Genomic DNA, 13,776 nt, shown 5'->3' with positions numbered 1-13,776 from the left:
ACACAAAAGCCCACCGAGTTGGTGGGCTTTGGCATTCAAAGAGAGAAGAGTGATGACAAGGTATTACCAGAACGTATCTCGCCTTTTCGCTCGGGCGATAATATTCTCTGGCATGCGCTGCTCTAAACCTTGGCGCAGCATTGAAATTCGTTGGTGCTGACGTTGGTCAGCAGTGACTGAGTTGTAGAGCCAGCGATAGGCATCTTCGTAATCCAAAGGGCTGCCATAATCACGCAGCAGCAGTTCAGCAAGATGGATACGCGCATTGAGGTTACCCATGGCCGCCGCTTCGCGAAGGTAGGGAATCGCTCTTTCTTTGTCTTGCTGCACTAAGGTACCACGTGAATAGTAGCGCCCCAGTTGCTCTAACGCTGCCGGTAGCCCTTGGTGGGCTGCGTTTTCCATGTAGTAGAGCCCGAGTTCAACATCTTGCTCGACACACACACCCCACGCCAGCATATCACCATAAAGGAACTCGTACGCAGGTAGGTTAATTCTCGTTGCCCGCGCCACGATATCTTCCACCAGCTGGCAATTATCCGCGCGCACACGCTCAAGGTGCTTATTTTGCTCAATCAGCTTAATAAGCTCTGCTTCGGTATAAATCGGTACGGGCGCTCCGACTTCTGCGACATTCGCTTTAGAAAAAGGAGCACTCAACACCAACAGTAGCGAAGCAGCTACTGTTCGTAATCTCATATTCATCACTCTTTAATGTTTATCCTCAGCCAACGCGTCTCTTTGAAATCACAGGCTTGATAACATTATCGGCAAAAGACCGCTTAGCTTTAGACAAAAATTGCCGCTTATCGGCAATAGCTTGCCATAGCTAGTATAGTTTTTCACCAGCTTGAGTGCAGTGGAAAATGACTCCCATTAGAGAATACAAAAAACCGGCCAAGAGGCCGGTTTCGTTGTCATCTGAGTTCGCGATTAAGATTCGAATGGATGAACCTTAATGATCGTTTCGTTACGATCTGGGCCTGTAGAGATGATATCTACTGGCACGCCAGTCAACTCTTCAATACGCTTGATGTAGTTGATCGCCGCTTGTGGTAGATCTTCTAGAGATTTGGCACCGAAGGTGTTCTCAGACCAACCAGGCATGGTTTCGTAGATTGGCGTCACTTTCTCAAACGCTTCTGCCGCCATTGGAGAAACTTCTAGAACAGAACCGTCTTCCATCTGGTAACCAGTACAGATTTTCAGTTCTTTCAAACCATCTAGAACATCAAGTTTGGTTAGACAGAAACCAGAAACAGAGTTGATTTGGATTGCGCGGCGCATTGCCACAGCGTCAAACCAACCAGTACGACGTAGACGACCCGTTGTTGCACCAAACTCGTGGCCAACAGTACCTAGGTGTTTACCCACTGGATCTTGCTTTTCTTGACCATCGTAAAGCTCAGTCGGGAATGGACCAGCACCTACGCGAGTACAGTAAGCTTTTGCGATACCAAGGATATAGCCAAGGTAACGAGGACCAAAACCAGAACCTGCTGCAACACCACCAGCGGTTGTGTTAGAAGAGGTTACGTATGGGTAAGTACCGTGGTCGATATCTAGCAGAGTACCTTGAGCACCTTCGAACATGATCTTATCGCCACGCTTGCGTGCTGCATCTAGTTCGTCAGTAACATCAATCACCATTGAAGTCAGTAGCTCAGCATAGCCTTTCGCTTGCTCAAGCACTTCTTCGTAGCTTACTGCTTCTGCTTTGTAGAAGTTCACTAGCTGGAAGTTATGGAATTCCATTACTTCTTTTAGTTTTTCTGCAAACGCTTCCATATCGAATAGGTCGCCAACACGTAGACCGCGGCGAGCCACTTTATCTTCGTATGCAGGACCAATACCACGACCTGTTGTACCGATAGCTTTTTTACCGCGAGCAATTTCGCGAGCTTGGTCCATAGCAACATGGTAAGGAAGAATGAGAGGACAAGCTTCAGAAATGAATAGGCGTTCGCGAACTGGAATACCGCGCTCCTCAAGAGGTTTCATTTCTTTAATTAGCGCTTCAGGTGAAAGTACTACACCGTTACCGATAACACATTTTACGTTATCGCGTAGGATACCTGATGGAATTAAGTGAAGAACGGTTTTAACACCGTCGATTACTAGTGTATGACCAGCATTGTGACCGCCTTGGTAGCGAACCACATACTTTGCATCTTCAGTCAAAAGGTCAACGATTTTACCTTTACCTTCGTCACCCCATTGGGTGCCCAGAACGACTACGTTATTTGCCATCTTTCCAAGTCTGATTGATAGTTAAAAAAGGATTCTAGCACCGAATTACGCATCTTGCAGTCATTTTTTGTGCACAGCGATCCCTTCCGTTCAGTCATTCCTCAGCACGGCCACTTTTGCCACCATCATATCACTGATAATATTTCACTTTATTTTCACTGCGGATTTATGCAATGTCGAACTCACTTTGGGTGGCGCTTGGGCTGGTATTGATTGTGGAAGGATTGGGGCCATTGCTGGCTCCGAGAGGGTGGCGAAATATGGTAGCACAGTTAAGTGAGCAACCCGATAATCAGTTACGCCGCATTGGAGGCTGCCTTGTCGTGGCTGGTGCGGTTATCGCTTACATGATGAGTTAAATTTACCCCTTAATACGCCAGTTTTAGACAAGAAAAAAGGCTCCAACGGAGCCTTTTCATCAAAACACAAGGTCACCGTGTTAGTTTGCTGCGGCGCCTTTTGCGTTGTTCATATACTGGAAGAACTCACTCTTTGGATCCAACACAAGAATATCGCTCTTAGTGCCAAATGACTTCTCATACGCTTTCAATGAGCGCATGAAGCTAAAGAACTCAGGATCTTTGTTGTAAGAATCAGAGTAAATCTTCGCTGCTTTAGCATCCGCTTCACCACGTGTGACACGCGCTGTTTTGTCCGCTTCAGCTAGAATAGTCGCCACTTCTAGCTCAGCTTGAGCACGGATAACTTCCGCTTTCTCACGACCTTGAGAACGGTGCTTACGCGCAACTGACTCACGCTCTGCACGCATACGACGGTAGATAGATTCACTGATTTCATCCGGAAGATTGATTTTCTTCATACGGAAGTCCACCACGCGAACACCCAAGTCTTTCATGGCACTTTCACGCGTATCCTTCAATACATTCGACATGATCAGGTCACGTTCACCATCGATCTCCAGAGCTTGACGCGCCGCTTCAGTGCTCACTTCCGCGCTGGTCACGCTTTCTGGCAACACATCGCCGTTACGCGGACCAGACACAATCTGTTTGATCTCACGAGCACCGATTTCTGCACGTAAAATATCGGTCACTTTACGCTCAAGTAACGCTTCTGCGGTTAGCGTATTGCCACCGCCCGTTGCAAGATAGTAGCGGCCGAAATCTTCAATACGCCATTTCACATACGAATCGATGATGACGTCTTTTTTCTCTGACGTCACAAAACGGTCTGAACGTCCGTCCATTGTCTGAATACGTGCATCTAACGTTCTCACGCGATCAAACAACGGCATTTTGAAATGCAAACCAGGTTCGTAAACTCGGGTAACGTCATTGGTATCTTTGAGTACTCGACCAAAACGAACCACGATACCACGCTCACCTTCTGGGATGACAAACAACGACATTAATAGGGTTGCAAGTACAAGAACCAGTACAGGGATCATTAACTTACGCATTCTTAGTATCTCCCTTGACGTGAACCTGTTGAACGAGATTGCGTGTTCTGAGTATTGTCAGCCGAGCTCTCTGATTCCAATTGGATCTGATCGTAAGTCGAAGATGATTTCGTTTTACGCTTGGTATCCGTTTGAGAGTCTTGACCCGCCAACTTATCAATCGGCAAGTAAAGTAAGTTGCCACTTGATTCAGAATCAATCAGCACTTTCGATGTGCTTGAATACACTTCTTCCATCGTATCTAGGTAGAGGCGATCACGCGTAACCTTCGGTGCAGCTTGGTATTCAGGTAACAGCTTTTCAAACTGAGCCACTTGACCCAACGCTTCGTTGATGGTGCGTTCACTGTAACCTTGAGCCTCTTTCTTCAGACGCTCTGCGCGACCTGTTGCTTTTGGCAAGATTTCATTTTTGTACGCTTCGGCTTCACGAATGAAACGCTCTTCATCCTCACGCGCCGCAATCGCATCATCGAATGCATCTTTTACTTGTTCAGGCGGACGAGCCGACTGGAAGTTCACATCCACAATCACTAAGCCCATGTCATAGCTATCGATGATTTGGTTTAGCGTCTGTTGAGTGCTTTGACGAATTTGCTGACGACCACTGGTCAAAATGCTGTCCATCAATGAGTCGCCGATCACGGCACGCAGTGCCGAGTCTGTCGCTTGACGCAAGCTGTCATCAGCGTTAGTCACTCGGAACAGGTATTTGTAAGGATCCGCAACACGGTACTGAACATCCATCGAAACCGTCACGACGTTTTCGTCTTTAGTCAGCATCGTACCGGATGAACGCAGCGAGCGAATGGCTTGCACGTTCACAGGTGTGACTTCGTCAATAAAACGTGGGCGCCAGTTTAGACCAGGATCAACGATACGATCGTATTTGCCTAGACGTAACACCACGCCACGCTCCGCTTCACCAATGGTGTAGAAGCCTGCGAAAACCCAGACAAGTACGGCAATAACGGCAATGACACCAAAGCCAATTGCACCGCCACCACCAATTGAAGGCCCACGCCCTCCCTTGTTGCCAAACTTACCACCCAGCTTTTGACTCAGTTTGTTAAACACTTCATCCAAATCCGGCGGCCCTTGGTCTCGTCCTCCCGGACGCTGACCACCACGATTATTGTTACCCCAAGGGTCATTATCGCGGCCATTGTTGCCGTTGTTATTTCCAGGCTCATTCCACGCCATTAGAAAGCTCCATCATTTGATATGACGTTATACTGTAGCAGTCCTTTAAGTAACGATAAAGTCACTCAAAACTGCCCCTTCTCTTTTTTCAAGTCTAGACCAATCTACTTGCTGCATTCGAATATCGATCAACAAGTTACCATCCTGATCATATTCTTCCTGTTGAATACATTTCATCTGGAAGAATGTACTACGAAACCGTCCTTGATGTTGTGGAGGGATTCGCAACTGGCACTCCACCATGCTTGAGGCCAAACGTTCCGTCAGCGCTTCAAACAGGAGATCGATACCTTGACCATCCATTGCAGAAAGCCAGACGACTTGGGGTACCCCTTCATCATCGCGCTCAATACGTGGACGTTGGTCTTCCATATTGTCTATCTTGTTCATCACCACGAGCGTTGGTATCTCGTGAGCATTGATTTCTTCTAGTACTACGTGAACAGCTTGAATATTCTCACGAAAACGCTCATCACTGGCATCAACAACATGTAACAAAATGTCAGCTTCTTGCGTTTCTTGCAAGGTTGCTTTAAATGCTGCGACCAGATCATGTGGTAGATGTCGAATAAATCCGACCGTATCCGCCAAAATGGCTGGCCCTACATCCGCCAGTTCAATCTTACGCAGAGTCGGATCCAACGTCGCAAACAATTGGTCGGCAGCATAAACCCCAGCTTCAGTGATACGGTTAAACAGGGTGGATTTCCCTGCGTTGGTATACCCGACCAAAGAAATGGTTGGAATTTCTGCACGATTTCGGGCACGGCGCCCTTGCTCACGTTGTTTCGCTACTTTTTCTAGACGACGCAAAATCGCTTTAATACGCTCACGCAGTAAACGGCGGTCTGTTTCAAGCTGAGTTTCCCCAGGTCCACGCAAGCCAATACCACCTTTTTGCCTCTCAAGGTGCGTCCAACCGCGAATTAAGCGAGTAGAGATATGTCGAAGCTGAGCCAACTCCACTTGAAGTTTACCTTCGTGGGTACGAGCTCGTTGGGCGAAAATATCCAGAATCAGACCGGTACGGTCGATGACTCGACACTGACACAATCTTTCGAGGTTGCGCTCTTGGGCAGGAGAGAGGGCGTGATTAAATATCACGATTTCAGCTCCGGTCAATTGCACAGCTTGAGCAATTTCCTGAGCCTTTCCCTCTCCGACGTAGTATTTGGCGTGTGGTGATTGACGACTTGCAGTAATGACCTGTAACGTTTCTACCCCTGAGGAAGAAACCAACATTTCACATTCTGCAAGGTCTTCCCACTCGCCTTGTTGCGTGAAGTTGACATGAACAAGTACGGCTCGCTCACCGGATTCATAACGGTCAAACAAGCAATCAACTCCTTAAAGTGTTTAAATGATCGATAACGAAATTAATCTTCCGATTTCTCGCTTGGACGATCTGAGCCACGCTCGCCGCTGTGGTGACTCACTGGACGAGCAGGAACCACAGTAGAAATTGCGTGCTTATAAACCATCTGGTTTACTGTATTCTTCAGCAGGATCACAAATTGATCGAACGACTCGATCTGACCTTGCAACTTGATACCGTTTACTAGGTAAATCGATACAGGGATACGCTCACGACGGAGTGCGTTTAGAAATGGGTCTTGTAGAGATTGCCCCTTAGCCATTTTATTTTCCTTATTTAATTTGTAGTTGTAATTATTTAGCTAGTGGTGCACTGCAAAAGAAAATGCCTTTGCATCTGAGCTAAACGAACAAAAAACACCCTTAGTTACTAGCAGCCTAAACAGCAAGTTACCAGAAACTGATCCTTATTAGAGTGTATTCACGCAAAAACGATCACATTATACACAGCTATCTCTATCAGATGCTATGGCTTCTGAGAGAGTTTCTAGTGACTGTTCAATGTTTTCGCTATCCAACCAAGTTAAATTATCCCAGCTGCGCAACCAGGTAATTTGTCGCTTGGCCAATTGACGAGTTGCACAGATACCACGATAGATCGCTTCATCTAAAGTGCAATTCCCGTCTAAATAGTCCCACATCTGTCGGTAACCGACGCATCGAATGGAAGGAAGATCCGGATGAAGATCCTTGCGTGTATACAAGGCTCTCATTTCTTGTTCAAATCCGGCTTCCATCATTTTATCGAAACGCAGTTCAATACGACGATGGAGCTCTGCCCTTTCCTTGGGAGCTATTGCGAACTGCTTGACACGAAACGGTAAACTTTCCCCTTTCGTTTCCGTCAGCTCAGTAAGAGTTTTACCTGAAATTCGATAAACTTCCAATGCACGCGACAATCTTTGCGGATCATTCGGGTGTATTCTCGCTGCCGATACAGGATCAATCTCTTGAAGCTCATCGTGCAATACTGACCAACCTTTCGTCAATGCTTCTTGTTCAATTTGCTGACGTATTTCAGCATTTGCAGCAGGAAGTGGTGACAGACCTTCGAGTAACGCCTTGAAATACAGCATAGTTCCACCAACAAGCAGCGGAATTTTGCCTTGTGCAACGATCTCGTTCATTGCTGCGAGAGCATCACGACGAAAATCAGCCGCAGAATAGGCTTCGGTCGGATCTAAAATATCGATCAAACGATGCGGTGCCAGTTGTTGCTCGCGTTCATCAGGTTTGGCAGTGCCAATATCCATGCCCTTGTAAATTAGAGCAGAGTCGACACTGATAAGTTCAACTGGATATCGTTGACGCAATCGGATTGCTAATTCCGTTTTTCCCGATGCTGTCGGCCCCATTAAAAACAGAGCTAAAGGTAATTGTTCAGTCATGGTGTCATGTCAGTTGTGCAATCGTTGCCGAGAAATCGACACTCGTGACCAGTTGAGAATCCTGTAGCGGGAGCTTCTCTTGCCAGAGTTGTTCGAGTTCCGAAATAATTTGTATCGCCTCAGAAAGTGTATAGTGGCTTTTCACTTTTGCCACACGCAACGCCAACCACTGCGCCATCGCCGTGTCATTTTTTGCCTGCTCTTCCTTCTGGGCTTGCGAAGCGGCGTAAGATAACAGATCTGGAATAAGAAGTTGTAAATTTTGTTGCCTTAATGGCGCAGGCACCCCCATCACCATCAGGGCTTTCTCATTACGCATTTTGAAGAGGATCCCCATGCGAGCAAAACGATCTTGATGCTCTTGCGCGGCATGAACCAACCCTTTTTCCAGTTTTAGCGAAAGCGGCACCAACAAAGGCTGAGACTTCAATGGCGCTTTATCGCCATTCAGTTGCCCAAGGGTTCGATAGAACTCTGCACGAGCAAGAGAAATCAGTTGGCAACCCGCCTTCGTTGTCGTCAAAAGATAACGTTGCGCCACCACAGATACCGCCTTCCCTAACTCTTGGACAGGAGAGGCGATAGAGGGCGACGGATGACATTCCACATTCTGGGACGGAAAATCCGGGGTATGAAGTAACTCAGCATAGGCTTTGACTTGCTGTTTGCTGGGTGCTGGCTCGCCATAGCGTTCACTCTGATTTGAAGATGTTGTATGGCGCGCAGGGGATCGTGACTCCATCCAAGCCTTGCGCTCATTGTGTGGCGCAGGTGAAACTTCACGGCCTTGTTCACTAGAAAACGAGCTTTCCAAAGGTGCTACTGGCTGTAACTGTTGCTCTTGTCCTGCTTTTCGTGGATAGGCTGGCGCTTTTTCAATCGCATGATAAACCGCTTGTGGAACCTCATTACTTTCGGCAGGAAAGCTGCCTTGTGGAGCAACTTCTGGCTCGGCTTGATAATGAAAAGCTGACTCATTGATTTGCGGTTGCTCGATACTGTCACTTTGCGCCAACGCACTTGCAAGCGCTTGATAAATAAAATCATGCACCAAGCGGGCTTGATGGAATCGCACTTCATGTTTGGCCGGATGAACGTTGACGTCAACTTGATGTGGGTCCAACTCAATGAATAGAACATAAGCGGCAAATTGCTCAGGCTTTAAGCTCGTCTCATAGCTTTGGCGAATGGCATGATTGATGAGCTTGTCGCGCATCATCCGGCCATTAACATAACAATATTGCAGATCACTTTGCTGGCGAGCCCCTTCTGGCGTGGTGATCCAACCGTGAAGTTTGAGGCCTTGATGTTCTAGCTCTATTTTCAGCATGCAACGTACAAACGCTTGACCACAAACGGTGGCTAAGCGTTTTTCTGCCTGAAGATCATTGTGTGCAGCACGGTATTGGCGGATCACTTTGCCGTTGTGGCGTAAGGTTATCGACACATCAAAGCGGCTGAGTGCAATCCGTTTTAGCAGCTCATCAATATGAGCAAATTCGGTTTTCTCAGTACGAAGAAATTTGCGTCTGGCGGGGGTGTTAAAAAACAGGTCGACCACTTCAACGGTGGTACCAATCGGGTGAGCGGTAGGCTGCAGTTTTACCTGCATATCCCGCCCTTCCGTATAAGCACTCCACGCTTGCTCTTGCGTTGCAGGGCGAGAGGTAAGGGTCAAACGCGATACTGAACTGATACTGGCTAACGCTTCTCCACGAAACCCAAGACTCATGATCGCTTCCAGATCGTCCAAGGTGTGGATTTTTGACGTTGCGTGTCGACTTAGCGCAAGGCCCAGCTCATCTTTCACAATACCAGAGCCGTTATCACGGATACGAATCAGCTTTGCGCCGCCTTTCTCGATATCGATGTCAATCTTAGTTGCCCCTGAGTCAAGGCTATTTTCCACTAACTCTTTGACCACAGAAGCGGGGCGTTCAACCACTTCACCAGCCGCTATCTGGTTCGCCAAACGCGCTGGTAGTATCCGGATCGTCATCTCTCTGCCTATTTATTTGGAATAATCAATACCTGCCCAATTGCCAGCTCATCGGAACGCAAATTGTTCGCTTGGCGGATGCTCGAAACACTCACACCATACTTGGCTGCAATTTTACTCAGAAACTCTCCACGAGCTACCGTGTGTTTGCGGATCGGTTGATCTTTCAAGTTCACGGTGATGCTCAATTTCTGCCCTACCCATAAGGTGTCAGACTTGAGCTTATTCTCTCGACGAATATCAGCGACCGATACCTTGTAACGATCGGCAATCATGCCCAAAAATTCACCTTTGCTGACCTTGTGGGTAATGGTCTTGGTTTCCACGGTATTCGGTTGAGCCGCAATCACCTTAGGTCCGGGCACACCACGGTGAATTTTCAACGTTTGACCAATCGACAGAGTTGAAGATTTTAACTGATTGTCTTTCATGATCGTTTGCGTTGAAGTGCCATAACGCTCAGCGATCACACTTAACGACTCACCCCGTTTAACGGTGTGAACAATCGGCTTCGCACTGGAGGCAAACACCGTTCCTTCCGGTGGATTATCTTTCAGGTATTTCAGCACTGCCTTTGAGATCGCTTTAGCCAGCTTATCTTGGTGTGCGCGCTGAAACAGCAGTTTTTCCTCGGTTGGGTTGGAGATAAATCCTGTTTCTACCAGTACTGAAGGGATTTGTGGGGAGCGCAAAACCGCCAAACTGGTGTTGATTGGCTGGCTGTTATGCAACTGCGCAACTTTTCCCATTTCCGACAAAATCTCTGTGGCGAGTTTGTAGCCCTCTTTCTGCGAGTGGCTAAACTGTAAATCCAGTAAGGTTTGGTTGACGTTCTTATCATTGATGTTCGTAAACGCCGCGCCTGAACCACCCAAGATTTCAGATTGCTTTTCGTGATTCTCAACCCAACGTGCAATTTCCGTGTTCGCGCGACGGGTATTCAACACAAACACCGATCCACCACGTGGTTGCGGTGAAGTAAAAGCATCCGCATGCACAGAGATCAACAGGTGTGCGTCGTTTTCACGAGCAATCGCCACGCGGCGGTTGAGGTTGACAAAGTAATCCCCAGAACGCGTCAGCTTGGTTTTGATACCAGGAACCGCGTCAAGCTCTGCGGCAATTTTGTGTGAAATGCTCAATGTGGCATTTTTTTCATAGCGACGCGTCGGACCAATCGAACCTGGGTCTTCACCCCCATGGCCGGGATCAATCACGATCAAAATTTCTTCCGCTCGTTGAACAGATTGAATGTCCTTATTCACCGTTTGCGGTTTCGCATTATTGTTGCTCGATGTCGTTGTACTGCGAGCTTTGTGCGGTAAGTCGATCACCAAGCGGTGCCCGTAGTCACCTCCAGGGGTTGGCGCCAACTTGAACAATTCAGCCGGGGCGCTTTTCTTCAACTCAAACACCAAACGATAGGTGCCTTGCTCTGGCGGTGAGCTTTGACGGATGCGAGACAGCACCGGGCTATCACTGACGGTAATCGGCAGCTTAGTTTTGAGTGATGTACTTTTCAGATCCACCACTAAACGATCAGGCTTGGTCAATGAGAAATAGCTGAAGTTTGCTTCGTCCGCTAAATCTACCACCACTCGAGTTTCATCCGGTGAAGGCCATACCCTCACGCCTTGTAAAACATTGGCCCAAACTAAAGAAGGGATCAAAAAGTAAAGAGCAGACAGCCAAACTGCTGCTTTTTGAATGCGCTTTAAACTCAACATAACTCCAATTTACTGAGCAGCTTTAGGCCATAGTCATTATTTGCTTTTACCTGAGCAATACGTTGTTCACCTTGATAGCGAATATCAATATCCAGATCCGGTTTAGGGAGGAGACCTTCCCCTTTCTCCGGCCACTCCACTAAGCAGATCGCATCCGCGGTAAAATAGTCGCGAATGCCCATGAATTCGAGCTCTTCAGGATCGGCCAAACGGTAAAGATCAAAATGATACACTTGCCAATCGGCTAACTGATAAGGCTCGACTAAGGTATAGGTTGGGCTTTTTACGTTACCAGCATGACCAAGCGCTCTTACAAAACCACGGCTAAAAGTGGTTTTTCCAGCCCCAAGATCACCGTGTAAGTAAATCGTGGTCTGTTGAGAACAAAGATGGGCGAGTTGTGTTCCAAGCAGTATGGTCGCCTGCTCATCTTTCAGTTCGAACTGTTTTGCGTTCATGATCATGTATCTCTGAATATCGAAGTTGACTATATAAAAATCAAAAGAACACGAATAGTAAACCGTGTCCATTTTGAGAGACAAGCACCCAATTGTCATTTCAACGAAAAATCGCTCTCGATTGAGGGTTGTGCTAGAACCTAACGTGAAGATCCAGTAAGATCCGCGTCCGTTTTGAACAGGCAGTCACCATGGATTACCAGCAACTTGCACAGCAAATAAAACAATGGGGAAAAGAACTCGGCTTTGAAAAAGTCGGGATCTGCGACATTGATTTAACGGAGCACGAAGCACAGTTGCAAAAATGGCTCGACGCAGGTTATCACGGCAGCATGGATTGGATGGCAAGACATGGCATGATGCGCGCACGTCCAGCCGAACTCTTACCAGGAACCGTAAGAGTGATCAGTGTTCGTATGAACTACCTGCCTCCTCAAGCGCAATTCGCAGCCGATCTCGCGGATCCGACACAAGGTTATATTAGCCGCTACGCTCTCGGCCGTGACTATCATAAATTAGTGCGCAAGCAGCTTTCTGCCCTCGCAAAAAAAATTGAAGCCGAAGTGGGTCAATTTGGCTATCGCCCTTTCGTTGATTCAGCACCGATCCTAGAGCGCCCCTTAGCTCAAAAAGCTGGGCTTGGCTGGACAGGAAAACATTCGCTCATTCTCGATAAAGACGCAGGTTCATGGTTCTTCCTAGGCGAGCTGCTGATTGATTTACCATTACCAGTAGACCAAGCCAGTGAAGAGGCGTGCGGAAAATGCCAAGCCTGTATCACCTCTTGCCCCACCCAAGCTATTGTCGATAACAAAGTTGTCGACGCTCGTCGCTGCATTTCTTATCTCACCATCGAACACGACGGAATCATCGCGCCAGAGTTTCGTAAAGCAATTGGCAATCGAATTTATGGCTGTGATGACTGCCAATTAGTGTGTCCTTGGAACCGTTACGCAGACTTGACACAACAAGGTGACTTCCACCGGAGATCGCCCTTGAACAACGCCTCGCTCATTGCATTGTTTCAGTGGGACGAACCGACTTTCCTAAAAAACATGGAAGGCTCCGCGATTCGCCGCATTGGCCATCTGCAATGGCTCAGAAATATTGCCGTCGCGATGGGCAACGCACCTTTCTCTCCACAAATCGTCACGGCTCTTGAGTCTCGCAAGGGAATGAGTGAATTACTGGATGAACACATCAACTGGGCATTGGAAGAACAAGCAGCCCAAGCTGGCCACTTCTCCCTTGATGTAAAAAAGCAAAGACTGATACGCATCGTCGATAAAGGGCTACCAAGAGATGCAAGATAACAACCACACATTTTTGCGTTGCAATATTTGATTCCCATCTCAAATTTCAAAATGTGGAAAAAATTAGCAAAGTTACTTACAAACTCGAAGACAAAAAAAGTTAAACACATATCCAATCAATGACTAGGATCAATAAAGCAGAGCTTAATGATCAAAAAGCAACGTCATTAAAATCAAGAAAAAACACAAAAACCCTTTAAAAACAAATGAATACAAATTTACGCATTTAAACATTAATTGTAAAAACGAAAAAAGATCCTTTCTTGACAAGAGGAATATGTTGTCTACTCATTGTTATCAACCAAGTTATCCACATTTCATTTTCTGTGGATAAGTCTGTTAATGAACAAGGGAAACACCCTATCTTTCTATGCTAAGAGAGACAGTGGTTTTTAAGGTAGAAAAGTGAAACGACAAAAACATCCGAACATCTGTATCGGACATGGGTTTCATTTTAGGGATTCATGCTTCGCAGCATTATTGAAAGAGCAGTACAGAAGGTGATGATCACCGCCTCATTGCATGACGGGATAGCATCTTTCGCACAAAACAAGGAATTGTCATCGTCCGAAAATTGGTTGCGGGGGCCGGATTTGAACCGACGACCTTCGGGTTATGAGCCCGACGAGCTACCAAGCTGCTCCA

General features: G+C 47.1%; 13 protein-coding genes. 3 read left to right on the top strand and 10 right to left on the bottom strand.

Annotated elements, in window-relative coordinates; translation table 11 throughout:
* Window positions 1-63: 63 nt before the first annotated feature.
* Both motX and PQQ36_RS19855 read right to left on the bottom strand, forming a co-directional pair.
* Complete coding sequence (gene motX, locus PQQ36_RS19860; RefSeq protein ID WP_011079282.1) at window positions 64-699, bottom strand: flagellar protein MotX; 636 nt, start codon at window positions 697-699, stop codon at window positions 64-66.
* Between the two features lie 234 nt (window positions 700-933).
* A complete protein-coding gene (locus tag PQQ36_RS19855) occupies window positions 934-2,250 on the bottom strand; it encodes an adenylosuccinate synthase (protein WP_013570993.1) in 1,317 nt (438 codons plus the stop codon).
* A 173-nt stretch (window positions 2,251-2,423) separates the two neighbouring features.
* Here PQQ36_RS19855 and PQQ36_RS19850 point away from each other — a divergent pair, with 173 nt between their 5' ends.
* On the top strand, window positions 2,424-2,609 hold the full coding sequence (locus PQQ36_RS19850; RefSeq protein ID WP_011079280.1) for a DUF2065 domain-containing protein: 186 nt from the start codon (window positions 2,424-2,426) through the stop codon (window positions 2,607-2,609).
* 80 nt (window positions 2,610-2,689) lie between these two features.
* Here PQQ36_RS19850 and hflC read toward each other — a convergent pair whose 3' ends face one another.
* The 8 genes from hflC to tsaE form a co-directional block, all read right to left on the bottom strand.
* Window positions 2,690-3,670 carry a protease modulator HflC gene (gene hflC / locus PQQ36_RS19845; protein ID WP_011151327.1) on the bottom strand — a complete coding sequence of 327 codons (981 nt, stop codon included), beginning with the start codon at window positions 3,668-3,670 and terminating at the stop codon, window positions 2,690-2,692.
* Between the two features lie 2 nt (window positions 3,671-3,672).
* A complete protein-coding gene (gene hflK / locus PQQ36_RS19840) occupies window positions 3,673-4,872 on the bottom strand; it encodes an FtsH protease activity modulator HflK (RefSeq protein WP_011079278.1) in 1,200 nt (399 codons plus the stop codon).
* 45 nt (window positions 4,873-4,917) lie between these two features.
* Window positions 4,918-6,207 (bottom strand): ribosome rescue GTPase HflX, encoded by a 1,290-nt coding sequence (hflX, locus tag PQQ36_RS19835; protein ID WP_011079277.1) that lies wholly within the window; start codon window positions 6,205-6,207, stop codon window positions 4,918-4,920.
* A 41-nt stretch (window positions 6,208-6,248) separates the two neighbouring features.
* Window positions 6,249-6,509, bottom strand: a complete 261-nt coding sequence (hfq, locus tag PQQ36_RS19830; protein WP_011079276.1) for an RNA chaperone Hfq — start codon at window positions 6,507-6,509, stop codon at window positions 6,249-6,251.
* 177 nt (window positions 6,510-6,686) lie between these two features.
* Window positions 6,687-7,634, bottom strand: a complete 948-nt coding sequence (gene miaA, locus PQQ36_RS19825) for a tRNA (adenosine(37)-N6)-dimethylallyltransferase MiaA (RefSeq protein WP_011079275.1) — start codon at window positions 7,632-7,634, stop codon at window positions 6,687-6,689.
* Between the two features lie 4 nt (window positions 7,635-7,638).
* Window positions 7,639-9,633, bottom strand: coding sequence for a DNA mismatch repair endonuclease MutL (gene mutL / locus PQQ36_RS19820; protein ID WP_225465556.1), 1,995 nt, complete (start codon window positions 9,631-9,633; stop codon window positions 7,639-7,641).
* Window positions 9,634-9,641: 8 nt separating this feature from the next.
* Complete coding sequence (locus PQQ36_RS19815) at window positions 9,642-11,360, bottom strand: N-acetylmuramoyl-L-alanine amidase (RefSeq protein WP_011079273.1); 1,719 nt, start codon at window positions 11,358-11,360, stop codon at window positions 9,642-9,644.
* Entirely contained in the window at window positions 11,354-11,818 is a 465-nt protein-coding gene (gene tsaE / locus PQQ36_RS19810; protein WP_026130582.1) for a tRNA (adenosine(37)-N6)-threonylcarbamoyltransferase complex ATPase subunit type 1 TsaE, read from the bottom strand. The genes PQQ36_RS19815 and tsaE overlap by 7 nt, the downstream gene beginning before the upstream one ends.
* 191 nt (window positions 11,819-12,009) lie before the next feature.
* On the opposite strand from tsaE, the gene queG reads away from it, so the two are divergent.
* Complete coding sequence (gene queG / locus PQQ36_RS19805) at window positions 12,010-13,131, top strand: tRNA epoxyqueuosine(34) reductase QueG (protein WP_011079271.1); 1,122 nt, start codon at window positions 12,010-12,012, stop codon at window positions 13,129-13,131.
* 464 nt (window positions 13,132-13,595) lie between these two features.
* The coding region (locus PQQ36_RS19800) for a hypothetical protein (RefSeq protein WP_206626045.1) at window positions 13,596-13,776 on the top strand (181 nt) is incomplete at its 3' end.

The organism is Vibrio sp. CCUG 15886 (assembly GCF_028570825.1).
GTDB lineage: Bacteria > Pseudomonadota > Gammaproteobacteria > Enterobacterales > Vibrionaceae > Vibrio > Vibrio vulnificus_B.
Note: the sequence above shows the minus strand (reverse complement) of the source record. Positions and strands in the feature narration are given on the sequence as shown.